Annotated in this window: 21 protein-coding genes and 2 rRNA genes; 21 read left to right on the top strand and 2 right to left on the bottom strand. The window is 42.6% G+C overall.

The window, feature by feature from the left end:
- The 9 genes from CWI32_RS04650 to hisC all read left to right on the top strand — a co-directional run.
- Positions 1-274, top strand: a 23S ribosomal RNA gene (locus tag CWI32_RS04650); the annotation flags it as partial.
- Between the two features lie 198 nt (positions 275-472).
- Positions 473-587, top strand: a 5S ribosomal RNA gene (gene rrf / locus CWI32_RS04645).
- Positions 588-875: 288 nt separating this feature from the next.
- Positions 876-2327, top strand: a complete 1452-nt coding sequence (locus tag CWI32_RS04640) for an RNA polymerase factor sigma-54 (RefSeq protein ID WP_100534735.1) — start codon at positions 876-878, stop codon at positions 2325-2327.
- A gap of 183 nt (positions 2328-2510) precedes the next feature.
- Positions 2511-2843, top strand: a complete 333-nt coding sequence (gene hpf, locus CWI32_RS04635) for a ribosome hibernation-promoting factor, HPF/YfiA family (protein ID WP_005172527.1) — start codon at positions 2511-2513, stop codon at positions 2841-2843.
- 133 nt (positions 2844-2976) lie between these two features.
- Positions 2977-3228 (top strand): BolA family iron metabolism protein IbaG, encoded by a 252-nt coding sequence (ibaG, locus tag CWI32_RS04630; RefSeq protein ID WP_004730742.1) that lies wholly within the window; start codon positions 2977-2979, stop codon positions 3226-3228.
- A gap of 7 nt (positions 3229-3235) precedes the next feature.
- Positions 3236-4492: a UDP-N-acetylglucosamine 1-carboxyvinyltransferase gene (gene murA, locus CWI32_RS04625; protein ID WP_005172524.1), complete on the top strand. Its 1257-nt coding sequence runs from the start codon at positions 3236-3238 to the stop codon at positions 4490-4492.
- Positions 4492-5193 carry an ATP phosphoribosyltransferase gene (gene hisG / locus CWI32_RS04620; protein WP_004646025.1) on the top strand — a complete coding sequence of 234 codons (702 nt, stop codon included), beginning with the start codon at positions 4492-4494 and terminating at the stop codon, positions 5191-5193. The genes murA and hisG overlap by 1 nt, the downstream gene beginning before the upstream one ends.
- A gap of 186 nt (positions 5194-5379) precedes the next feature.
- Positions 5380-6681, top strand: coding sequence for a histidinol dehydrogenase (gene hisD, locus CWI32_RS04615; protein WP_167381256.1), 1302 nt, complete (start codon positions 5380-5382; stop codon positions 6679-6681).
- Between the two features lie 151 nt (positions 6682-6832).
- On the top strand, positions 6833-7924 hold the full coding sequence (gene hisC, locus CWI32_RS04610; RefSeq protein WP_100534734.1) for a histidinol-phosphate transaminase: 1092 nt from the start codon (positions 6833-6835) through the stop codon (positions 7922-7924).
- 119 nt (positions 7925-8043) lie between these two features.
- On the opposite strand, the gene CWI32_RS04605 is transcribed toward hisC, so the two are convergent.
- Positions 8044-9375, bottom strand: coding sequence for an anthranilate synthase component I family protein (locus CWI32_RS04605; protein WP_100534733.1), 1332 nt, complete (start codon positions 9373-9375; stop codon positions 8044-8046).
- A gap of 260 nt (positions 9376-9635) precedes the next feature.
- On the opposite strand from CWI32_RS04605, the gene filA reads away from it, so the two are divergent.
- From filA to filF, 6 genes are all read left to right on the top strand, one after another.
- Complete coding sequence (filA, locus tag CWI32_RS04600; RefSeq protein WP_005172505.1) at positions 9636-10682, top strand: putative pilus system protein FilA; 1047 nt, start codon at positions 9636-9638, stop codon at positions 10680-10682.
- A gap of 188 nt (positions 10683-10870) precedes the next feature.
- On the top strand, positions 10871-11704 hold the full coding sequence (gene filB, locus CWI32_RS04595; protein WP_005172502.1) for a putative pilus system C39 family peptidase FilB: 834 nt from the start codon (positions 10871-10873) through the stop codon (positions 11702-11704).
- A gap of 34 nt (positions 11705-11738) precedes the next feature.
- Entirely contained in the window at positions 11739-12944 is a 1206-nt protein-coding gene (gene filC, locus CWI32_RS04590) for a putative pilus system protein FilC (protein WP_005095862.1), read from the top strand.
- 12 nt (positions 12945-12956) lie between these two features.
- The gene (gene filD, locus CWI32_RS04585) at positions 12957-14621 is read left to right on the top strand and encodes a putative pilus system OmpP1/FadL family transporter FilD (RefSeq protein ID WP_005095864.1); all 1665 of its coding nucleotides are present in this window, start codon (positions 12957-12959) and stop codon (positions 14619-14621) included.
- Positions 14622-14628: 7 nt separating this feature from the next.
- The gene (filE, locus tag CWI32_RS04580) at positions 14629-15834 is read left to right on the top strand and encodes a putative pilus assembly protein FilE (protein WP_100534732.1); all 1206 of its coding nucleotides are present in this window, start codon (positions 14629-14631) and stop codon (positions 15832-15834) included.
- Positions 15835-15855: 21 nt separating this feature from the next.
- A complete protein-coding gene (filF, locus tag CWI32_RS04575) occupies positions 15856-17787 on the top strand; it encodes a putative pilus system protein FilF (RefSeq protein WP_100534731.1) in 1932 nt (643 codons plus the stop codon).
- 66 nt (positions 17788-17853) lie between these two features.
- Here the strand turns inward: filF and CWI32_RS04570 are convergent, their stop codons facing one another.
- Entirely contained in the window at positions 17854-18402 is a 549-nt protein-coding gene (locus CWI32_RS04570) for an NUDIX hydrolase (RefSeq protein WP_167381261.1), read from the bottom strand.
- A 123-nt stretch (positions 18403-18525) separates the two neighbouring features.
- Between CWI32_RS04570 and CWI32_RS04565 the strand changes: the two genes are divergently transcribed.
- The 6 genes from CWI32_RS04565 (at position 18526) to CWI32_RS04540 (ending at position 23648) form a co-directional block, all read left to right on the top strand.
- Positions 18526-19134 carry an NUDIX hydrolase gene (locus tag CWI32_RS04565; protein WP_005095870.1) on the top strand — a complete coding sequence of 203 codons (609 nt, stop codon included), beginning with the start codon at positions 18526-18528 and terminating at the stop codon, positions 19132-19134.
- Positions 19135-19158: 24 nt separating this feature from the next.
- Positions 19159-19686, top strand: coding sequence for a gamma carbonic anhydrase family protein (locus CWI32_RS04560; protein ID WP_171304330.1), 528 nt, complete (start codon positions 19159-19161; stop codon positions 19684-19686).
- A 136-nt stretch (positions 19687-19822) separates the two neighbouring features.
- Positions 19823-20488 (top strand): tRNA (adenosine(37)-N6)-threonylcarbamoyltransferase complex dimerization subunit type 1 TsaB, encoded by a 666-nt coding sequence (gene tsaB, locus CWI32_RS04555; RefSeq protein ID WP_100534729.1) that lies wholly within the window; start codon positions 19823-19825, stop codon positions 20486-20488.
- Positions 20489-20504: 16 nt separating this feature from the next.
- A complete protein-coding gene (locus CWI32_RS04550) occupies positions 20505-21329 on the top strand; it encodes an undecaprenyl-diphosphate phosphatase (RefSeq protein WP_005095875.1) in 825 nt (274 codons plus the stop codon).
- Positions 21323-22144 (top strand): class I SAM-dependent methyltransferase, encoded by an 822-nt coding sequence (locus CWI32_RS04545; RefSeq protein ID WP_100328964.1) that lies wholly within the window; start codon positions 21323-21325, stop codon positions 22142-22144. The genes CWI32_RS04550 and CWI32_RS04545 overlap by 7 nt, the downstream gene beginning before the upstream one ends.
- 121 nt (positions 22145-22265) lie before the next feature.
- Entirely contained in the window at positions 22266-23648 is a 1383-nt protein-coding gene (locus CWI32_RS04540; RefSeq protein ID WP_100534728.1) for a C13 family peptidase, read from the top strand.
- Positions 23649-23688 lie beyond the last annotated feature (40 nt).

Genomic DNA, 23688 nt, shown 5'->3' with positions numbered 1-23688 from the left:
GAAATTTGAGAGGATCTGCTCCTAGTACGAGAGGACCAGAGTGGACGAACCTCTGGTGTACCGGTTGTGACGCCAGTCGCATCGCCGGGTAGCTATGTTCGGAAGGGATAACCGCTGAAAGCATCTAAGCGGGAAGCCTACCTCAAGATAAGATTTCCCTAGGACTTTATGTCCTCTAAAGAGCCGTTGAAGACTACGACGTTGATAGGTTGGATGTGGAAGCATAGTGATATGTGAAGCTGACCAATACTAATTGCTCGTGAGGCTTGACTATACAACACCCAAACAGTTGTTGTATAAAGCTCGATTGATTCGATATTAAGCAAAACAACTTGATTTAGTGATCAAGCTAGTTAAACTAAACAAACTTAATTCAACACAAATATTCTGTTAATAACTCATTTGGAAAAAGCATTGGCATACACTGAAAAGTGACGAAATAAGACCAAGGCAAGTATCCATAAACAGTTGTGCTGGCGACAATAGCAAGAGTGAACCACCTGATCCCTTCCCGAACTCAGAAGTGAAACCTCTTTGCGCTGATGGTAGTGTGGGGTTACCCATGTGAGAGTAAGTCATCGCCAGCTCATTATTCGAAACACCCCCTGCATAAGCAGGGGGTGTTTTTTTGTGCGCGGAATTTATAGCAAAATTAAAAAGTAAAAATAATATTCTGAATTTACTCAAAACACCCCTTAGCGAAATCGTTAATGGGTATTTTTTGTTCTTGTAAATCAAATATTTGAGAATTATTAATTTGGGAAATATAAGAATTTGAAAGCCAGTTCGTATGTTTTTTGGTAAAACTGTGTTATAAAAATTAAAACGGCATAAAAATTGCTTATAGAACAAGATTTTTAATTAAGGGGGTTATAATGAGATTATCAGTGGGCTTAAAAATTGCGAACTCGCTGTCATTAACTCCACAATTGCAGCAAGCAATTCGGCTATTACAATTATCGAGTCTGGAACTGGAACAAGAAGTTCAACTGCAACTTGATAGTAACCCTCTATTAGAAAAAGTTGAAGAACAGATTACCCTTGAACGCTTATCGACACTTGAATCAAATAATGAACACAAAGATCTAACTAATGAACTCAATGTGGATCACCTTCCCGATGACCTACCTGTAGATACCGATTGGGATGATGTCTATACTCATCAACCTACCAGCTTAGGTGCGGCTGAATTCGAAGAGCGCGAAGACAATCGTCAAGGGCATCAGAGCTTACAGGAATATATGCTTGAGCAAATTAACCTATTAAATTTTTCACAGGTTGATAAATTAATCGCTTATTGCATTGTCGATTCCCTGGATGACAAAGGCTTTTTAGATGCTGAGCTGACTGAAATTACTGCATCGGTACAACATCTTCTATCCTTGATGGGGAGTGAGGAGGAAATTGAAGATGATGAAGTTGCGGTCGTATTAAAGCATATTCAGCGTTTAGATCCGGTGGGTGTAGGGTCTAGAAGTTTGGCAGAATGTCTGTTGGTTCAGCTTGATCATTTACCTGCCTCAACGCCTTACCGAAATGATGCAATCAAGCTTCTACAACATTATGAATTACTGATTAGTAATGAACTTCCTAAACTGATTAAACAAACCGGGCTAAATCCAGAGCAGTTACGCTGTGCGGTAGATTTATTAAAAACTCTGAAACCTCACCCGGGCTTGGAATTTGAAAATAAAGAATCGGATTATCAGGTGCCAGATGTTGTGGTCATGAAAAAGAATAACGCTTGGCATGTCAATTTAAATCCGGATGTACTGCCAAAATTACGCGTCAATCCTTTCTATGCCAAAATGATTCGTCGTGCAGATCAAAGTGACGATAATCAATATTTACGTAACCAGATGCTAGAAGCAAAAAATTTCATTAAAAGCGTTGATGAGCGGCATAAAACATTATTAAAAGTGGCAACCTGTATTGTCGAACATCAGAAAATGTTCTTGGAAATTGGCGCTGAAGGGATGAAACCTTTGGTTTTAAGAGATATTGCCGAAGAAGTAGAATTGCATGAATCGACCGTATCGCGTGTGACCACCAATAAATATATGCTGACACCGCGTGGTTTATTTGAATTAAAATATTTCTTCTCGAGTCATGTGGGCACGACTTCAGGTGGAGAGGCTTCATCTACTGCCATTCGTGCCAAGATCAAAAAACTGGTTTCTGAAGAAAATGCCCGTAAGCCTTTGTCTGATAATGCAATCGCCAATATATTGAAAAATGAAGGGATTGATGTGGCAAGACGGACGGTGGCGAAATATCGTGAATCGTTACATATTCCTTCATCTTCTGAGCGAAAGGTCTTGATCTAAAATTTAAAATCTGGCTATTCTAAAGATTCATTATGACAGCATAATGAATCTTTTTTCTTTTGAGGAACAGTGAAAATGATTTGAATCAGTGCTTAAAATACGATTTTTGAGTTATAAGTTGCTGTATTTAAATTATTTTATATTGTGACTCTTCTAATCCTAACGAAGGTGAGGGATAGAACTATGCAAATAACAATTCGTGGACATCATTTATCTATTACGCCAGCAATTGAAGAACGTATAAAAACCAAATTTTCACAAATGACCAAGCATCTTGATCAGGTGAATAGTATGCAAGTGAAACTCTCTAAAGATCATCAAATTGATAAACGCTCCAGAAAAGGCAGTAGTAATCATATCGCAGAAGCGATTATCCGATTGCCGGGCATCGAGTTTTTTGCCCATGCCACAGCAGATGATATGTATACTTCCATTAAACTTCTGACAGAAAAATTAAAACGCCAGATCGATCGATATCGGGAAATACATTTACAGCAGCATGCTTTGGCTTTGTAAAGGACAAATGATGAAAAAGAGGTTTTAAAAGCCTCTTTTTTTTATATATATAATGTATGGATCCATGAATTATTTTTGCTATTTATAGTAAAATGGCTCGTTTTACACCCTTAGTCCTATAAGAGGTCTTGTGATGAATAATGAACAGCTCGCTGAAATTTTAGAAGCCGCTTTTCCCGAGGCGGATGTTGCTGTGAGTGGTCAGGGCGGAAAATTTGATCTCCGTATTGTGGATGATCAATTTGAAGGTAAGCGTCCAGTTGCACGTCAACAAGCTGTTTATGCTCCTCTCAATGCCCATATTGCCAGTGGTGCAGTTCACGCAGTGACAATTCGAGCAATGACAAAAGAAGAATGGCGCAAAGCAAGCTTATTTGGAGCTTAATAAATTAATGGATAAATTTTTAATTCAGGGCGGTATCAAGCTCGAAGGTGAAGTGCGTATTTCTGGTGCTAAGAATGCCGCGCTTCCATTATTAGCAGCAATGATTCTTGCCGATACGCCAATTACGCTCAAAAATGTTCCTGATCTGAAAGATGTGAATACATTGGTGAAGCTAATTGCCGGTCTTGGGATCACCATGACTTATGAAGGTGATACCGTTACTGCGGATACCTCGACATTAGATAACCAGTTTGCACCATATGAGCTCGTGAAAACCATGCGTGCTTCTATTTTAGTGCTTGGCCCTTTATTGGCGCGCTATGGCAGTGCAAAAGTGTCTTTGCCGGGTGGTTGTGCAATTGGTTCACGTCCTGTTGATCAGCATTTAAAAGCGTTGGAAGCTTTGGGTGCAGAGATTGAAGTTGAAGCAGGCTATGTGCATGCCAAAGTCGATGGCCGTCTTAAAGGTGGCGAAGTCGTTTTCGATATGGTGACTGTCGGTGGTACAGAAAATATTCTGATGGCTGCAGTCTTGGCCGATGGTGTGACCACAATTCGCAATGCAGCACGTGAGCCTGAAATCACTGATCTTGCGCAAATGCTGATCAAGATGGGGGCCAAAATTGAAGGTTTGGATACCGATACGTTAATCGTGACTGGTGTTGAAAGTCTGCATGGCTGTGAATATGCAGTGGTGGCTGACCGGATTGAAACGGGTTCATATCTGGCGGCGGCTGCAATCACAGGTGGTCGTATCAAAACCACACACACAGATCCATCCCTCATGGAAGCTGTGCTGGATAAATTTGAAGAAATGGGCGCAGAAGTCACTCGTGGCGACGACTGGATTGAGTTAGATATGCTGGGTAAACGTCCGAAAGCCGTAAGCTTCCAGACCTTGCCACATCCAGAATTTCCAACTGATATGCAAGCCCAGATCATGGCTGTAAATGCCATTGCTGCAGGCTTTGCGACAATTTCAGAAACGATTTTTGAAAACCGTTTTATGCATGTTCCTGAGTTGGCCCGTATGGGGGCAAACATTCAGGTCGAAGGTAATGATGCTGTCGTAACTGGGGTAGAAAAACTTTCTGCCGCACCCGTAATGGCAACAGATTTACGTGCTTCTTTCTCTTTGGTACTGGCAGCACTTGCCGCTGAAGGTGAAACACTGATTGACCGTATTTATCACATTGACCGCGGTTATGAAAATGTAGAAGCAAAGTTACAAAGTTTAGGTGCCCAAATTAAGCGAGTAAATTAATGAGCGATATGAGAAACGATGATCCAAACTTTGACGTAATGGGCAATTTTGATCATGGTTTAACTTTGGCATTAAGTAAGGGTCGTATCTTAAAAGAAACATTGCCACTGCTTGAAACAGCAGGGATTAATTTACTGGAAGATCCGGATAAATCACGTAAACTGATTTTCCCCACTACGCATAAACAGGTTCGTATTTTAATTTTACGTGCTTCTGATGTGCCGACTTATGTAGAAAATGGTGCAGCCGATATTGGTGTAGCGGGTAAAGATGTATTGATGGAACATGGTGCGCAAAACGTCTATGAACCATTAGACCTGAAAATTGCGGTTTGTAAATTGATGACAGCCGGTAAAGTCGGGATGCAGCGTCCTAAAGGTCGTTTGAAAATTGCGACCAAGTATGTGAATTTAACCCGGCAATACTATGCCAGCTTGGGCGAGCAAGTCGATGTGATCAAGCTGTATGGTTCAATGGAACTTGCACCATTGGTCGGTCTGGGCGATTACATTGTCGATGTGGTCGATACTGGTAATACCTTACGTGCCAATGGTTTAGAGCCACTTGAAGAAATCTGTAAAGTCTCTTCACGTTTAATCGTCAATAAAGCCAGCTTCAAACGTAAGCAAGCCTTGTTAAATCCGATTCTGGCTCAGCTTGAAAAAGCAGTCGAAGAACGCGAAAAGGCAAAACAGGCTTAAAATTGATTGCTTAAGAAACCGCCCAATCTGGGCGGTTTCTTATTTCTCTGCATGTCAAATTCTATTTAAATCCTTTCATCAATTTTACCCAAAGCTATTTTCAATAAAACTCATAGAGCTAGAGCACTATGTCTGCCGACAAAAGCCTAGAAAACAGGTAAACTAAAGCCTTCGAATTCAAACCTGATGGGTAAATTGATGCGACGTTTATCGACCCAAGATCAAAACTTCAAGCAAGCATTTGCTGACTTGTTGGCTTTTGAGACTGTGAATGATCCTGAACTTTTAAAAACTGTAGATCAAATTATTGCTGATGTTCGTCAGCATGGTGATGCACATGTTCTTAAACTCACTCAACAGTTCGATCGACATCCGGCGCATCAATTTTCAGAGTTAGAACTGACACAAGAGCAGCTCAAAGCTGCCTTTGACGGTTTAACCACAGAAGTTCGTGAAGCACTGGAATTAGCTGCCAATCGTGTGCGCGAATTCCACCAGGCCCAAAAACAAGATGGCTGGACCTATGTCGATGCTTTGGGGAATACGCTCGGTCAGAAAGTGACTCCACTGGATCGTGTCGGGATTTATGTGCCGGGTGGTCTGGCATCTTATCCATCTTCAGTTTTAATGAATGCCGTACCTGCACATGTGGCGGGTGTCCCTGAAATTATTATGGTGGTGCCTGCCCCGAATGGTGAACTCAATCCATTGGTATTGGCTGCTGCATATTTGGCTGGCGTAACACGTGTCTTTACGATTGGTGGTGCACAAGCCGTTGCAGCACTCGCATATGGTACAGAAACCGTCCCACCTGTCGATAAAATTACCGGACCAGGTAACCGGTTTGTGGCTGCAGCAAAACGTGCGGTGTTTGGTCAGGTCGGTATCGATATGATTGCAGGCCCTTCTGAGATTCTGGTCTATGCCGAAGGCGAGAATAACGCTGAATGGTTGGCGATGGACTTATTGTCACAGGCTGAACATGACACTGTGGCACAAGCCGTTTTCATTACACCTGATGAAGCACTTTTAGATGCTGTTGAAAAGTGGATTGAAAAACACTTAGAAGCATTACCGAAAGCTGAGATTGCACGTACTTCAATTGAGAACCGCGGTGCTTTGGTATTGGTAAAAGACCGTGCTGAAGGTGCTGAGCTGATTAACCAAGTGGCGCCAGAACATCTCATGCTATGTTTAGATGAAGCACAAGAGATGGCAGAAGATATTCGCCATGCAGGCGCGATTTTCATGGGTCGTTACACCCCTGAAGCGATTGGTGATTATTGTGCCGGGCCAAACCATGTCTTGCCAACTTCAGGTACAGCACGTTTTTCATCACCGCTGGGGGTTTATGATTTCCAGAAGCGATCAAGCCTGATCATGTGTTCACAAGAGGGTGTTAAAACCTTGGCGAAAACAGCAGATAGTTTGGCACAGCAGGAAAATCTGGATGCGCATGCGAGATCGGCGCGTTATCGTTACCAGTAATTAAAAATATAAAACCTCTCCCTAACTCTCTCCTACTAAGGAGAGGGGAAATATTATAAAGAATGAATATTCCTCTCTCTGAATGAGCTTTAAGCATTGTTTTAAAGTGAATGTAAGAGAGGTTAGGAGAGGGAACTTTGAGAATTTAAAAATGAATATCACCACAGAACAAATGCGTTTTTGGAGTCCTGACGTACGTGAATTAGAACCGTATACGCCGGGTGAACAGCCAAAAATCCAGAATATTTTAAAACTGAATACCAATGAAAATCCGTATCCGCCATCGCCTAAAGTGGTTGCGGCAGTGCAGCAGGTATTGGCCAATTCAGCTGACGTTTTGCGCCTTTATCCAGATCCAGACGCATCTGAACTTAAACAGGCGATTGCGAAACAGCAACATGTGCCTGTAGAGACGGTTTTTGTCGGGAATGGTTCGGATGAAGTTTTAGCGCACATTTTCAAAGCATTCTTTGTTCAAGAACAGCCATTGCTTTATCCAGACATCACCTATAGTTTCTATCCGGTATATAGTCAGTTCTTTGGGGTAAAAACCAAAATTTTACCACTCAATGATGACTTTGAAATTGTGGTAGATGATTATAAACAGGCCAATGGCGGTATCATTATCACCAATCCGAATGCGCCAACCAGTATTGATCTTGGCTTGGGTGCGATTGAAGAAATTCTGCAAGCCAATCCAGATTCAGTGGTGGTGATTGATGAAGCCTATGTCGACTTTGGCGCTGAATCGGCAGTCAAGCTGGTTGAGAAATACGAAAACTTAGTGGTATGTCAAACTACATCGAAGTCGCGTTCTCTTGCAGGATTACGTGTGGGTTTTGCCATTGCTCAGCCACATTTAATTGCAGCACTTGAAGCAGTCAAAAATAGTTTCAACTCTTATCCGATGGATCGTTTTGCCATTGCGGCAGCGGTGGCTTCTTTTGAAGATCAGGAATACTTTGAGGCACAAAATCAGAAAGTCATTGCCAGTCGTGAAAAGTTGGTAGCCCAGTTGAATGAGCTTGGTTTTAAGGTATTACCTTCGAGTGCAAACTTTATTTTTGCCAGATTCGTATCTAAAGATGCAGGTGAGCTCGCGAGTGAGTTACGTGAGCGTGGTATTATCGTGCGTTATTTCAACAAACCTCGTATTAATCAATTCTTGCGTATTACGATTGGTACAGATGAGCAAAATCAGCGTTTAGTAGATACGCTAAAAAATGAGATTTTGTGTAATTAAAATCCTTTCTAGCCTCCCGTTTTAAAGGGAGGCATTCTCACCTTTATTAAAGGTGAGAAGCATTGCTGCGCAAGGGGGAGATTTGTAGTAAAAAGCGAATCTTAAAATTCACTTTTTATTTATTCAGGCTGATACCAGGTATTTAACAGATCAAGCATCGCTGAAACCTTATCAAAGCATTCTTGATATTCCGCATCACAATCTGAAGAAATGGTAATACCACCACCGGCCCATAAAGAAATATCTTCCTGATACTTTTGAATCGAGCGAATCAGAATATTCCAGGAGCCAGTGCCATCGAAATTGAAATAGCCCATAGAACCACAGTAAGCACCACGTGGTGCACCCTCAAGTTCTTCAATAATCTGCATGGCCCGAATTTTGGGTGCGCCTGTAATCGAGCCACCTGGAAGAGCAGACATGAGTACTTCAAAAGGATTGATATCTGCTTTTAAAGTCGCTTTAACTTCACTGACCATATGATGAACTTGATTGAAGCTTTCAATACTAAATAATTTCGGTGTTTTGACCGAGCCTGTTTCGGCATAAACACTTAAATCATTACGTAATAAATCCACAATCATGACATTTTCTGCCTGATCTTTTTCTGAGGCTTTTAGGGTCTGTCTGGATTGTTCATCGAGCACTGGATCAGTAAAACGGGGCATTGTGCCTTTAATCGGTTTGGTAATAATTTTTCGCTTCGTTTCAAAATCAATGAACAACTCGGGTGAGCAGCTTAATAATTCAAAATCACCAATACGCAAATAACCCGCATAAGGCGCTTCGGTTAATGTCCAGAAGGCTTGGGCGGTTGCTAAGAGGGAACCTTGTGCGCGACCATTAAATTCTTGTGTCAGATTAATCTGATAGCAGTCACCTGCAATAATATAATCCTGAATTTTCTGAAATGCCTTGCTGTAGACCGTTTTGGTCCAGCGTGAAGTACAAGGGCTTATTAACTGAAACGTCGGACGAATTTTATTTTGATTAAGTAAGTTCTGAATATAATCGAAGATCTGCTCTGCCTGTGGATCATCACTATAGAACATCCATCCCTCAGAGCTTAGTTTAATATAGGAAGAAAATTGACCGATAAATAAACCAGGTTGAGAGCGGTCCGGATACTGAATATATTGCTGAGCCGCATAATCATAGCCAATAAAACCGACATAACCTCCATGAAATCCATTCTTGTGAGGATTTCTTAATGCATCAATTTCTAAACTAAACTCAGATGATCTGGGTTGATATTGTTCAATTTCCACTCTTTGAAACGACTGAATATGTGATTGCTGCACAATAAAATATTCTTGAGCACAGCAGGCAATAAAAGGCTGACCATTATTATTTAAATACACCAGATGCCCCAATGTCTTTAATGCGGATAATACATCTGCAACCAGAGGTGATTTAAATTTTAAGGGGCGATGATAGAGAGCTTCGGTCATTCAGTTAAGCAGAGTTCAATATGACTCGCTATTTTATATCAAGAAGACAGGAAAATATTTTTAAATCATCAAATACCGTTTATCGGTAAGCATTGGATTGCGACCAACAACAGTTGATCAAATGATTGCTCGGAGATAACTTAGTTCTGCAAGCAAATTACTCAAGGAAAGATGTTTTGCGTTGTCAGAAAATAAAAAATACAGCGTGAACATTGAGTGATTCACAACCAAAAAAAATACTACTCTTGGGAGAGTAAACAATGAAAAAATTCACAAAATTAGTTCTGGCGACTTCAGTTGCATTTAGTGCCAATGCGATGGCGATGCAAGCTATGGATGAAGCATCTCTAAGCGAAACAACGGGTCAAAGCGGCATTACTATCGGGATCGGTATTTCAAAAATCGCTATTGAAAAGTTATTTATTCATGATAATGACGGTTTAGCTGTTGATAAAGGTGGGACAGGTACGGCAGGTGCAATCGTTATTCGCGGTACGACTGATGTAGCTCCTGATGCCGCTGCTCTTGCTAATCCGACTACTGCAACTCATGGTGTAGTAATTGGTGCTAACTATGATGATGGTGGTGCTTACTTACTTCAATCTCGTAATCTTGCTGACTTGGTGATTGATTCAGATGCTGGTGCAGGGGGGGCTAATCCTTTCATTAATATTGCAGCACAAGTATCAGGTCTTGATATCAAGATCGGTCGAATTGGTGTAACTGCATCTGGCGTAAAAGGTGTAGGTGATAATGTAGATACAATTCGTCGAGGTGGAGGTGCGGTTATAAATGATATCCTCAGTGGTTTAGAAGTTAAAACAGGTGTGATGGATGCAAATATCCAATTAGGTGCCGCACCTCAAGGTGCGATGATCAAACTGAATACTAAAATGGTTGGTGGCCTAGAAATTAAAAATCTAGGTATTCTGGATAATTCAACTAAAGGTGTAACTGTGGGACTTTCAGGTACAACTCCAGTAACTACACGTGAATCTGGTGAGATCTTCATTGAAAGTATTAAAATTGCAGATTCGAAGTCTAATGATTTAACGATTAGCCAAAACATTTCAGTATTTAATGATGCTTATGTAGGCACATCTAATACTGTGGGTAAAGCAGCACATATTCGTATTGTAAGTAATGATACGGGTGCTAAAGATCAATACATTCAAGGTATTCATTTAGGTAATCGTAACGCAACTTCATCAATTGGCGATATGGAAGTTCAAGGTTTGCAAACTTTCTACTCTCCAGCTCCGCTTACTTATACAAAAGGTGCAATCATTACCATTTCTGGCCACTAACATTTACTTTATAAAAGCGCGTGTTTACACGCGCTTTTTTTATGACTGAATCATTTATCCAAAAAATAAAAAAAATGCTGTATTTTTTTGAAAAAGAAGGTATCTTTCTAGTTACAAGGAAGTAGAGTGAATGCTCTATAAAAAGAAAAATAGGCGTATCATGCCCATTATAAGAAAAGTTAATAATTATGTTAGAGATCGCGTTGGGCTCGGCATTGATGTATTACGCTGCCAAAGAAGCTCTGGATATCAAAAAACAGCCAAATGGCGCTGTGCACTATACTGAAGTTCTTGATTCAAGAAATGACTCTTTTGTGCGTATGCACCGTGAAGCTGTACAAGTAAAGCCTGCACTTCTGGATCAATTTCAGGGCATTGTACGTCAAGCCTATGACTATAGTTGTGGTTCAGCCGCCCTTACCACCCTACTCAATGGTTATATCGGTACACAGCTAGATGAACAGCAAGTCATGAATGGACTGATGAAATTCGGCGAAACCGATAAAATTATTGAACGCCGCAGTTTCTCTTTACTTGATATGAAGCGCTTTGTCTCGGCTTTAGGGCTAGAAAGCGGAGGCTATCGAGGAGAGTTCAAAGATTTAGTTAATCAAGATCAGCCTGCTATTGTTCCAATTTCTTATGCCGGATTCAAACATTTCGTAGTTTATAAAGGCTATAGAAATGGCCGGGTGTATGTCGCAGATCCCGCACTTGGTAACATCAGTTTTGACGAGCGGCGTTTTCAGGATGTTTGGGAAAATAATACATTATTCCTGATTAATGTCCCTGAACAATATCGTAAAAACTTTCTGGCATTGAAAGAAGCCGACATGCGCCATGTGGAAGATGCCACGATTAATCGTTATGCCTTGGTCGACATGCAGTATCCACAGTTCTATATGGATAAAATTGCCGATAAAGCCTCCACGATCCGTATGGACCGTAATCGTAATATAGAATCAGAAAAATTTGGAGAATATCAATATAATTTCCTGAGATTGTATTACAAGAATAAATAAAACGAAAAATAGTAATAAAAATTAAAATGGTGAAATGGATATGAACAGTAAATGGATGAACAAGACGTTCTTGGCACTGAGCATTCAAATGGTAATGGGCGTTGCATTTGCTGCAGAAGAGCCGACACTGGGTGAATACGAAACGGTTGATGAGGAAGTTGTTGTTGAAACTGCTGTACCTGTACAGGCCCAGACTGAGCAAGTGGAAACACAGGCTGCACAAGAGCCGGAACTCGGTGGATATGAAACAGCTGAAGAAGCAGTGAGTGAAACTGCCGCACCGGTAGAGGCTCAGACTAAACAAGTAGCAGATGCATCCCAAGCTTTACAGAAACAGGAAGGTGATGCTACCCAGGCAGCTAATCTGGAAGAAGTATTTACTTCAAATGAACGTCAGTACTCACTCATTAAAAAAGGTGATATTTCATCATATTACGATATCGATTATACCTACTATCGTGACACTCAACTTGATATCGAAATGGCTCAGGGTCAACTATATCAACTTCGTGTACAAGAGAATGCCACGCATAGTTTGACCAATACTTTCACATTCCAATATGGGGTGAAAGATAACCTGACCTTAACTGCATCCTTGCCTTTAGTGGCCAAGACCGACTTGTTAAAAGATACTTCGACTGCCGGACTAGGTGATATCAGTGTTGGGGCACGCTGGGAACCATTTCCATTAAAAGCTGGCCGTTTACCTTTAATTTTATTTGGTAATTTATCAACAAAAACAGGCGACAGTCCTTATGAAATCAATGCAGCGACAGATTTGGCAGCAGGGAAGGGCTATTACTCAGCAGGAGTGGGTGCCAGTACACGTAAATATATTGATCCGGTGGTGCTGTTTGCCTCCGTTTCTGCAAACTATGGTTTTAAAGAATCAGGCCTGAACCAGCGTCGCGGTTATCGCATTATTGAAGAGTTTGAACCGGGGATTAGTGGGGGTTTTGCATTCGGTTTCGCATACTCATTTAACTATGACGTTTCGATGACCATGTCCTATCAGCAAAGCTTTAATACGGGAGCTGAGTTTAGCTATAACACAGGAGAAAGCTACTCTGCCGCGGATCAGACCAGTTCCACCTTGGCAATTTCATTAGGGGTGCGAGTCTCTCCCGAAACGATTGTGAATGGTACCGTCGGCTTAGGGCTGACCGAAGATGCGCCTGATGTTTCGTTGGGATTGTCATTCCCGCTTGATATTTTAGGTTTTGGTAAAAAAATCAGTTAATAGGGGTGTCGTATGAAAAACATTCGACTTAGCCCGTTATTAACAGGAATTATTCTTGCGGGCTGTTCAAGTTATACCTTTGCACAATTGGGAACCAACCTTTCGGTTGATTTACGTGCATTGTCCATGGGGAATGCCGTTACGGCGGATCCCCCGGGAGTCAATGCCATTCACTTTAACCCGGCTGCTCTAACTAAAATTGATGGTTTGCAAACCGAACAGCAGATTATTGTGGCGAATTTTGATATCCAGCGGGAGTTTACAGTGCCGGCTGGATATAACGTATTTGGCTATTCTGATGACCCTATCGTCTGTAATGATGGACCGGAAGTTTCATCTGATTTATGTACTGATTTTAAAGGGCCGGTCAGTGGTGATGTGGAATATGTCAGCCTGTATGTCCCTTTTCTGAAAAAGATGGTGGATTTAGGCGAAGGTCTCCCTTTGGCTGCGCCCACCATGGGGATTGCTTATAACCCGCCTGGTTCTAAAGCGACCTATGCAACAGCGGTATATGCGCCTTTAGTCGCTGGTTTCGGTCATGAAGATGGTAATCCGGCAAACTTTATGGGCCAGCAAGTTGCTTTGGAGCGGATTACTTACCTGTCTCCATCGATTGGTTATGAGGTCAATGACCAACTGTCCATTGGTGCTTCTGTCGGAATGTCCTATCAAGCCATTGGGATGAAAACAGATTTACGTTTCCCGAATGAGCTGATCGGGATGTTGCGTATGATCGATGAAGTTGTCTGTACACCATTTAAAGAAAATTCTGACATTATTACCGATATTCTGTTGCTGGGGATCTGTAATGCGGATGAGGGAATGAACCCATTTGGCAAGTTTGGTCAGATGCAACTGGAGCTTGAACAGAATTTAAGTCCAAGCTATAACCTCGGGATATTGTGGGAGCCACGCGAAGATTTCAGTTTTGGTATGGTCTATCAAAGTGCGGCAAAAATGCGCTTAAAAGGTAAATATCATATTGATAATGCCAAAGCACCACAGGAAATGATCAAGGGTTTAATGACTTCACCGACGGGTCAGATTCTGGCAGCAATTCTTGGGTTTCCTAACTATATACCATCGAGTGAATCGGGTCTGGTGTCGATGGATTTTGAATATCCGGCGCATTTTCAGGCAGGTATCAAATATAAAGTCATGCCAGATTTGCAGGTAAATTTTGATATTGGCTGGACAGACTACAAGGTTTGGGATGAGTTTAAATTCGAGTTTGACCGTACCATTTCAGCCTTAAAAATTGCCAAAATCTTGTCTGCTAATGTCACTGATTCTACGTTGGCTTTGCCGATGGGATTCGAATCGCCGTGGAATTTCGGAATCGGGATGGAGTATTCCGCCACCGACCGTTTGAAACTTCGCGCAGGTTATGAGCCACGAACCAGCGCTATTCCAAAAAATAAGCGCAATACGATGGTTCCTATTAATGGTGCACAGCTATTTGGATTAGGTGTGGGTTATCGTTTTGATGCAGATACTGATTTGGATCTCTCGATTGGTTTCTTGCGCAGTAAAGATCAAATTCCAGCAAATACCAGTAGTTTAGCTAACCAGACCGGCGTGAATAACCTGTTATTAAACCCATATGCAGGTTTAAACGTGAAAACAGATACCAAGATTACCATTTTAGGTTTGAACTATCGCACTCGTTGGTAAGGAAGAAATGATCAAGACAGAAAAAATTGGATTGAAAGTGGTACTGGCATTAAGTCTGGTACCCTTATCTTTTTATACAAGCGCCAGAGAATTTATTACCATTATTGGTCCAGATGGGCGACCATTAGTCGTGCCACGTAATCATAACCCACAGAAAAAAACAGAAGAAAAATCTCTAGCATCGAAAAAAATAGCAGTTGCAGTGGTTCAGTCACCTCCTGTAAAGCAAAACTTAGAAACAGTATCAGCCCTAGAAAATAGACCAGCAGAACTTAAGTCAGACCATAATCTGGTTGTACAACCAGTACAACCAGTACAACCAGTACAACCAGTACAACCAGTACAACCAGTACAACCAGTACAACCAGTACAACCAGTACAACCAGTACAACCAGTACAACCGCAGATTGTGAAAGAACTGACAGAATCTAAGCCATTAATAAGATCTGAAACCCAATTGACTCAAATGCCTAAGGCCATGACACCCGCTTCAAGCCCGATGCTACAGAAAACCGGATTCAGTCAGATTGAAGGCGTGGACTATGTGGACAGTGAATATCTTGAGAATAAAGAATTTAATCTAGAAGGCAGGAAACGTTTCTACAGTATGCCCGAGGGCGTGGTAGATAAAAATATCGGCTCTACCCGAATCCAGACCATTGAGCGTGAAAAAGGGCTTGGTCAATCAGTATTAAAATCCTTGTTTAAAACGCCTACACTGGATACAGGTCCAGTGGTACTGGCACAAAGTTATTACCGTATTTCACAAGCTGAAACTAGAGAGAGTTTGGGGAAACAGTGCTTTAATGACAAAAAAATCAAAAAAGCCAAACAGATCAGCCTTAAAAAAGAAGTCAATTTATGGCCTCGTGCGCCTTTGAAAGCAGATGAGTTTGATTTTGAAGTCGTGCAATTACAGTCTGATATCAAGAATATTCAGATTAACTCTTATGCTTCACGCCAAAAAAATCCTACTTATTATTGGCCTTTTGTGGTCTTTTTAGACAATAGAGGCTGTGTTATGGAAGGAGCGGGTGGTTTTAAAAACCAGGAAGGACAAGCAAATATTATTCAACATGAGCGTATTGAAGGCATTATTCAGATCCCTGCGCAAAGTGAGTATGTGTTATTGACGCCTTTAGCCTCAGCAATCGATGTTGAAGACAAGATGCTCACTAATTATGGACAACTAAAATTAGTCGCCATTCGATAAGGACTATTCGAGTATAACAAGATGAAAAATAAAATATTATATCCATTTGCTTTAACTACACTTTTGGCTGCACTCGCAGGATGTGGTGGGGAGAGTGCCAATGTGATTCCAGAAAAAAATAATGAAGCCACGACCAATGGAACCTGTACAGCAGGGACAGATAATTGTGTGGAATGGGGGCTTGAATATCCGCTGGATGGCTTGAATTTTAATTGTAGTGGCGATAAAGAAAATACCTTCATTACTCTATTTGATAGTAATGCTGGCGTGGCATCCGGAACCTGTCAAAAGACGGATGAGGTTGAATTTTATATTCAGAGTTTTAGTTCAAGCAAAATTACTCTCGGCAAACTTAAGCTGAGCGATTATGCCACCTTTAGTACCCAGACTCAGCTCCCACGTTTAAGTGTGGTCGATATTGCAAAAGGAATTACTGGACGTCAGGTAAATAACTTAGATCAGAATGATCCTACAGTTCAGGTTGCCATGCGTCTGGTGAAAATTCTGCAAGCTCTGGCGATACAAGAAGGCCGTATTGTGAATCCAACGGATGTGCAGCCTTTGTATATTACCGAAGAAATGCGTAAAGACTTGGCTAAAGTGAGTGGAAATATCAGTCTGACGGATGCTAGCTTCGCCACAAAAATTAAGGATTTTATCGATGTTGACCAGATTTCTGATGAAGCTGCTTTTGCTACAGTGAAAAAACTGGTAACCATTGCCAATGCCGCGGTTTATCAGCCGGAATTTTCACTATTTTCAACCTCTGGTGTGATTGGTAGCATCCAGTCGGGTTCAGATGGACTGGTGGGATGCAATAAAACACCTTGTGATATTAAAGATCAGACTACCAAACATCTATTTGGTCATTTTATGCTAATCACAGACCGTCAGGGTTATACCTTTGGCAGTGGCCTGCAATGGCGTGATAGCCAGTTAAAACTGCCCGCAAAAAATCTATCTTCACTGGGTGGAATTAATGCTGAACTCATTCGTAATGTGAAACCTGCACAAATGACGGCCGATCCGCAAAGTTCATGGATTCATCCTACCAGCAAAACGATTAATGCACCTTATCGTTTAAATGTCGCAAATAACGCTACGCCACTTGAACTGTATCGGGGTAGTTTGCTGAATGATTATGTAATTGCGGGTAAAGAAGCTTTCTATAAGATGGTCACTGGAAAAACACAGCTGGATGCATCTGATCAAGCCAGTTTAGGGGCATGGCGTCTGGATGCGGATGGTGATCAATATAATGGAAGTGTTGATTTATATAAAATTTTTCCAATCAGCTATCTGGATCGTGCGGTATTTAAAACAGAGCAGAATGTAGCCAGTGGGGAGAAGTATATCTTCCCGATGTATGCCAATCTGGAGTTTAAGTTTAGTGATACGACGGTCAGTCCAGTCACTTTGGGGATTGTGATTGATAGTAATGGTGATGTGCGAACCAATATGCAATCTGAGAATAATCTTGCGACCGACCTAGCAACAGGCTGTGAGGGCGATGTGCTTGATAACAATTTATTATTGAATGGCGTACAGCAATACCGACTTGGAACTTTAGGCCGTGCATTTGTTCGTGATAAATCGGTTTCGATGCGTCTGATTTTGGCCAATGTAAAATTAGGGGATTTGAATGGTGCATTGGTTGGGGTCGACTCACGCATCCAGTCTTCACCAAATTCAAATGATTCGATTGTGATTGGCGGTGCTCTGCTGAATTTGTCCAATGTACTGGATACTGCTGCCGGTCAGAATGGGCGGGTCACCTTCCTGAATTCGGTCGGAGACGGCGTGCAATGGGCCAATACCTATGCCAGTTTCCAGAAAATTTATAACAATAATAATGAGGATGAAACGCCTGACGATATTGGTCTGGCCAAACGAAGCGGTGGGTCTGTTGAGTTTAAACTTGCAGATTGTTATCGCGTCAAAGCTAAAGCATAATGTCCCATAAATAAAAAAATCCCATCTGCGTATGGGATTTTTTTATGCGCGCTCAATCTATTGGATTTAACCGGTATGATCCAGACGCGAACCTAAGGTTTCTAAATGCATCGGGAAAATATTATTTTTACGGTCTGCAAAATAATGTCTTAGTGTATGTTCTACACTTGGGAAAGCCAGCTCGGTCCACGGAATATCTGCTTCATCGAATAAACGTGCTTCGATGGTTTCCTCACCAGCACCAAATTTTCCATCAATCAGATTGGCTTTGAACAGCACATAAATCTGGCCAATACGCGGAATGTTATACATACAGTACAACTGCTCAATCTCCACTTCGGCTTCAGCTTCTTCACGGGTTTCCCGTGCAGCACCTTGCTCCATGGTTTCAAACAGTTCCATATAGCCGGCAGGTAAAGTCCATAAACCGTAACGCGGTTCAATGGCGCGGCGGCACAGCAGGACTTTATTGTCCCAGAGTACCAGCGCGCCACAAATGACTTTTGGATTAATATAATGAATAGAGCCACATGAATTACACACGCTGCGGATTTGTTGGTCGCCCAAAGGAATTTTTTCGGTCGTTTTATGTCCACAATTCACACAGAAGTTCATATTCATCATCAATGATAAAAGTAAGCTCAGGATAACTGAAAAATCAAAATTTGGCATCATTTCTATCCCGCTGAATCAAAAATCAGCTATGATGAAATTATGATCATGGCTAGGGCTGAAAGAATGGATGCGCGTGAGTTGACACAAAAGTTGCAGCAACGATTACGCTTTTCCAGGCGTATTCGATCTGCGCATGCTGCCGTGTTGATTGCGATCACCGATGAAGCTGATCCCAAAGTATTGCTGACCCGCCGTTCGGCCTATTTGAATAATCATGCCGGAGAGGTTTCGTTTCCGGGTGGCAAGCGCGATCCACAAGATACCAGCAATATTGTCGTGGCTTTAAGAGAAGCCTATGAGGAAACGGCATTAAATCCCTTTGATGTGCAGCTGATGGGGGACTTGCCCATGCAGAAAGCCCGTAATGGCATGCTGGTTAAGCCGATTGTGGGGCTGATTCCGCCGCAAGTGCAGCTGATTCCGCAACCAACGGAAATCGACCGGATTTTCTTTGCCTCATTGCAACATTTGCTTGAAGCCACGCCCACACCTTATGAAGTCCGCTTTGCCCAGCAATCTTTATATTTTCCAAGTATGCGGGTAGAAAATGAAGTGGTCTGGGGATTGACGGCACGTATGCTGATTTCTTTGTTCCAGTATGGATTGGATTATAAAAAAGACTGGCCATTCCTGCTCAATTCACCAAGTTTTAAACGCTCCAAATTTTTTTAACCATTGAACAGGATTTTATCAATGTTGTATAAATTTCAGGGACACATTCCCACCGCGACACATCAGCCTTGGGATGGTTGGGTGGCACCGACGGCAACCGTGATTGGACAGGTGGAACTCGGACGACAAGTCAGTGTCTGGTTTGGCGCGGTGGTAAGAGCAGATAACAGTAAAATCAAATTGGGTGACTTTAGCAATGTGCAGGAAAATGCCGTGCTGCATACTGATGCCGGCATTGAAATGCAGATCGGCAATTATGTGACCATTGGGCATCAGGCCATGCTGCATGGCTGCACCATTGGTGATAATAGTCTGATCGGGATTCAGGCCGTGATTTTGAACAATGCCGTGATTGGCAAGAATTGTATTATCGGGGCCAATGCGCTGATTCCTGAAGGCAAGGTGATTCCAGACAATTCGGTGGTGATGGGCTCGCCGGGTAAAGTGGTGAAAACCCTGGATGAAGACAGCATTCAAAAACTGACAATGAGCGCCATGCATTATGCTGAACATTTTCAGAAATTTCAGGACTTAGAAGAAGTGCAACTCTAAAGCACGATTCGATTACCCGAAGCATAAGCCTAGATTTTCTAGGCATTTTTGTATCTGTTTCGGGAAAATCTCGCGTAGCGGATATGAGTGGAGTATCATATCCGCGTTTTTTATATTCTCTGAATTAAGGTTGTGCATGAAAGTGCTGGCATTGGAGACTGCCAACGAGCAGTGTTCCGTTTCTGTGATTGATGATACTCAAGAACTATTTTTTCAACTTGATACGCGCGCCAAGGCACAAACGCAAACAATTCTCCCGATGATTGAGCAAGGTTTGCAAGATCTTGGGCTCAGCATTGCTGATTTGACCGCGGTTGCCTTTAGTCGTGGTCCGGGTTCTTTTAGCGGGGTGCGGATTAATGCCGCAGTCACGCAGGCGCTGGCCTGGTCAAATGATGTGCCGGTGATTCCGGTGTCGACTTTACAGGCCTTGGCGCAGGCAGCTTACCGTGTACATGGTCTGACTAAAGTTTCTGCCGTGTTAGATGCACGCATGAGCGAAGTTTATATCGCGAGCTATCAACTGGATGCAGAGGGGATCATGCAGCCGGTCGATGAAGAACAATTATTAAGTTATGCCGAAGGCAGTCAGGCTGTTCGGTTTACGCCGGTGGGCTCTGGTGCTGAGCTGGTACAAACTGAAGCTTCAATGTATAAAAATGTGCATGCGACCGCACAGGATATTGCCAGCATCGCACGTGCAGCAGCACACACAGAAAACTGGGTCAGTGCAGAATTGGCGCTGCCGGTGTATTTACGTGATAACGCGTGGAAAAAAATTCCTGAACAAGGCAAAGCATAATTAATTAGGATAAAGCATGGATCTTTTACTGCTACTCAAAGCGGCAATCATGGGTATTATCGAAGGTATTACCGAATTTTTGCCGATTTCCAGTACTGGCCATTTAATTTTGGCATCAGAATTAATGAATTTCTGGACCAAGGAAAAGAGTGATGTATTCGTCATTGCCATTCAAATGGGTGCCATTGCAGCGGTAATTTATGAATATTGGGCCCGTCTTTGGGGAGCAGCAACCGGAATTGTCAGCGGTGAGCCACAGGGTCGTCGCTTAGGGATCGGCCTGATTTTGGCCTCGATTCCAATTATATTGATTGGACTGACCTTGGGGCAAACGGTCAAACAGTTTCTGTTTAATGATATTGCCATTGCCATTGGTTTGATTGTGGGTGGCCTGATCATTATCTGGATTGAAAAACATCCGCCTCAAGTTCGTGCACATGAAGTTGAAGATCTCAGTATTAAAGATGCCATCTGGATTGGTCTGATTCAGGTCTTGTCCTTGATTCCGGGAACCTCTCGTTCAGGTGCGACCATTATCGGTGCGATGTTTTTAGGTGTATCACGTAAGGCCGCGACTGAATTTTCATTCTTTCTGGGTATTCCGGTCATTATTGGTGCCGGCCTGCTGGATCTTTATCAAAGTTATGATGTGCTAAATACTACTGAAGACTGGGCCGTGATCGGGGTCGGGCTTCTGGTTTCTTTTATTTCGGCACTGTTACTCATCCGCGCGCTGGTGGCTTATGTCGCTAAACGCGACTTTATGATCTTTGCCTGGTATCGTATTGCTTCGGGTCTGCTGATTTTATTATTTGCCTATACAGGTTGGAAATTATGGTAAGCGCGATTCGCTTATATGCCGAATCTGACGATCAACAGAAAGCACAGCACTTCGGGGCTGTGCTTTCTTCTCGTGGGGTGCAGGTCGAAATTGAAACGGTTGAAAAACTCAATGCACGTTTCTTTCGTCTGAATCCTGAACTGGCCTTATGTGTGGATGAGAATGGACTTTGGCTTTGTGCCCATGGCATGAAAATGCAACCGGACTGGCAAGCCGAGACCGGACGTTTAAAACGTGCATCTTTAAAATCTGAAATGATTGCACGTGCCTGTCATTTAGCCGAGAAACCGAGCTTGATCGATGCCACCGCGGGTCTGGGACATGACAGTTTATTGATGGCGCATTTAGGTGCCCAAGTCACGCTGGTCGAACGACATCCCATATTATTTACTTTACTTGAAGATACCCATACCCGTGCACAATCTGATGCATTCCTGAGTCAAGTCGTATCACGGATTCAACTGGTCTTTTCTGATTCAGCCGATTATCTGAAGCAGCAAGCCGAGCAGCATCGAACTGTAGATGTGGTCTATCTGGATCCGATGTTCCCGCAGCGGGATCAGAACCAGCAGGCGGTTAAGAAACAGGCGCAAGTCAAAAAACAGATGCAGCTCTTGCACATGCTTTTGCCTGAAGATGGCGAAATGGATCTGGGAGATAACCTGTTGGAATTGGCGCAAAAAATTGCCAAACGTGTGGTGGTCAAACGTCCACGTCTGGCGGTGTTTTTGGCAGAAAAAGAACCTCATCATCAATGGCAGGGTGATGCCTGCCGTTTTGATGCATATTTTCAGCATGAACTTGTGGCTGAATAAGATAATTGTTTCAATATTAAGCAAGGATTTGTTGTATATTTAACAATTGGCATTGATAAAACCGTTATCAAGCATAAACTTATTCAGCACCTTAGCGAGCCACTGATCTCCTTGAAATTCTATGATCGACTTTAAACCCTCCATTAATTTTTGGCACGATTTTAAGAGCAACCAAATTGCCGGGATGTGGTTATTTCTGGGATCTCGGCGTTCATTGCAACTGGTTCGTCCATCGATCATGCAATTGGTGTTCTGGGGGATTCTGGGTGGTTGTGCCAACAGCCTATTTAGCTGGCTCAGTTCAGGCCGTATGGGAGATTTTAACTCTCAAGGTCTGATTAGTTATGCACTTTGGCCTTTTATTGCGCTGATTGTGGGTATCTTTCTGTCGCAACGGATCAATAACCTGCGTTTGATGCTGGTGCCGGCATTGTTATGGCTGGTTTTAGATACTCATATCATGCTGTTCCAGTGCCTGATTCAATATCTGGGCGATCTGGACTATCTGCCTTATATCCTCTATGACTATATTCCGACCCTGTTTGTCATGTTATTTGTCTGGCAAAGTCTGGCTGTGGTCTGGGTAATTTCACGTGAATTAAAATGGCCGTGGTGGGAACGTGCGCTGATTATGCTGGCGACCTTGTTTACCCTGGTGGTCTGGCAAATTTCAGTCAAAGATCAACCGATCTGGAAAGTCGAAGAAATTCCACCGAGCTTTGCCGAAGATGCATTTTATGCGCAGCCAATTTTGCTGAATAAAGCCCTGGAAAATATCGAATACGGTGAATTTGCCCAATCGCACTGGTATTTTATGGGCGTGGCTGGCGCAAGTTATCAGGATGTATTTCATTCTGAAATCGAGCGGATTAAAGAGCAGTTTGATACCCGTTTTGGCACTTATGGCCGTTCTATTGCTTTGGTCAATCATCCGGCGACACGTACCACCCTGCCGATTGCCTCCAAAACCAGTATGGAACTGGCATTGCGCCGTATGGGCCAGCAGATGAACCGTGAAAGTGATGTGTTATTTTTATATATGACCTCTCATGGTCTGCCAAATGTGTTTGAAATGGAAAATGCGCCGCTGGATTTGGCCCAGGTCGATCCAAAATGGTTACGTGAAACACTGGATGCAGCAGGCATTCGCTGGCGTGTGATTGTGATCTCGGCCTGTTTTTCCGGCAGCTTTGCTTCGGCCCTGCAGAATGACAATACCCTGGTGGTTACGGCTTCGGCAGCTGACCGTCAGTCTTTTGGCTGCTCCAATGAAGCGGATTATACCTATTTTGGCCGTGCATTCTTTGATGAAGCGATGCGTGAAAATAGCAGTCTGCAAGCCGCGTTCGAACAGGCCAGAGATACCGTAGCAAAATGGGAATCAGCGCAAGGCTTCGAGCCTTCAGAGCCGCAATGGGTGATTGGCAAGAATATGCAATTGATGTTGCCACAGCTGGAACAACGTTTATTTCCGCAAACCAGTACAATGACACAATCACCTTAGATCAATGTCATCAGCAGATATGCTGCAATCATAAGGAATA

Origin of the sequence: Acinetobacter pseudolwoffii, assembly GCF_002803605.1 — a bacterium.
In the GTDB taxonomy this organism is placed as follows: domain Bacteria; phylum Pseudomonadota; class Gammaproteobacteria; order Pseudomonadales; family Moraxellaceae; genus Acinetobacter; species Acinetobacter pseudolwoffii.
The sequence above is the reverse complement of the archived record's forward strand: the minus strand, read 5'-3'. Positions and strand labels throughout refer to the sequence as shown.

Coding starts and splice junctions, on each gene's coding strand:
- filC (WP_005095862.1), top strand. CDS start 11,739: ATGGATATGAACAGTAAATGGATGAACAAGACGTTCTTGGCACTGAGC.
- CWI32_RS04640 (WP_100534735.1), top strand. CDS start 876: ATGAGATTATCAGTGGGCTTAAAAATTGCGAACTCGCTGTCATTAACT.
- murA (WP_005172524.1), top strand. CDS start 3,236: ATGGATAAATTTTTAATTCAGGGCGGTATCAAGCTCGAAGGTGAAGTG.
- CWI32_RS04570 (WP_167381261.1), bottom strand. CDS start 18,402: ATGAACTTCTGTGTGAATTGTGGACATAAAACGACCGAAAAAATTCCT.
- CWI32_RS04545 (WP_100328964.1), top strand. CDS start 21,323: ATGGTAAGCGCGATTCGCTTATATGCCGAATCTGACGATCAACAGAAA.
- CWI32_RS04565 (WP_005095870.1), top strand. CDS start 18,526: ATGGATGCGCGTGAGTTGACACAAAAGTTGCAGCAACGATTACGCTTT.
- hisC (WP_100534734.1), top strand. CDS start 6,833: ATGAATATCACCACAGAACAAATGCGTTTTTGGAGTCCTGACGTACGT.
- filD (WP_005095864.1), top strand. CDS start 12,957: ATGAAAAACATTCGACTTAGCCCGTTATTAACAGGAATTATTCTTGCG.
- filE (WP_100534732.1), top strand. CDS start 14,629: ATGATCAAGACAGAAAAAATTGGATTGAAAGTGGTACTGGCATTAAGT.
- filB (WP_005172502.1), top strand. CDS start 10,871: ATGTTAGAGATCGCGTTGGGCTCGGCATTGATGTATTACGCTGCCAAA.
- CWI32_RS04605 (WP_100534733.1), bottom strand. CDS start 9,375: ATGACCGAAGCTCTCTATCATCGCCCCTTAAAATTTAAATCACCTCTG.
- hpf (WP_005172527.1), top strand. CDS start 2,511: ATGCAAATAACAATTCGTGGACATCATTTATCTATTACGCCAGCAATT.
- CWI32_RS04540 (WP_100534728.1), top strand. CDS start 22,266: ATGATCGACTTTAAACCCTCCATTAATTTTTGGCACGATTTTAAGAGC.
- filF (WP_100534731.1), top strand. CDS start 15,856: ATGAAAAATAAAATATTATATCCATTTGCTTTAACTACACTTTTGGCT.
- hisD (WP_167381256.1), top strand. CDS start 5,380: ATGGGTAAATTGATGCGACGTTTATCGACCCAAGATCAAAACTTCAAG.
- hisG (WP_004646025.1), top strand. CDS start 4,492: ATGAGCGATATGAGAAACGATGATCCAAACTTTGACGTAATGGGCAAT.
- filA (WP_005172505.1), top strand. CDS start 9,636: ATGAAAAAATTCACAAAATTAGTTCTGGCGACTTCAGTTGCATTTAGT.
- CWI32_RS04550 (WP_005095875.1), top strand. CDS start 20,505: ATGGATCTTTTACTGCTACTCAAAGCGGCAATCATGGGTATTATCGAA.
- ibaG (WP_004730742.1), top strand. CDS start 2,977: ATGAATAATGAACAGCTCGCTGAAATTTTAGAAGCCGCTTTTCCCGAG.
- tsaB (WP_100534729.1), top strand. CDS start 19,823: ATGAAAGTGCTGGCATTGGAGACTGCCAACGAGCAGTGTTCCGTTTCT.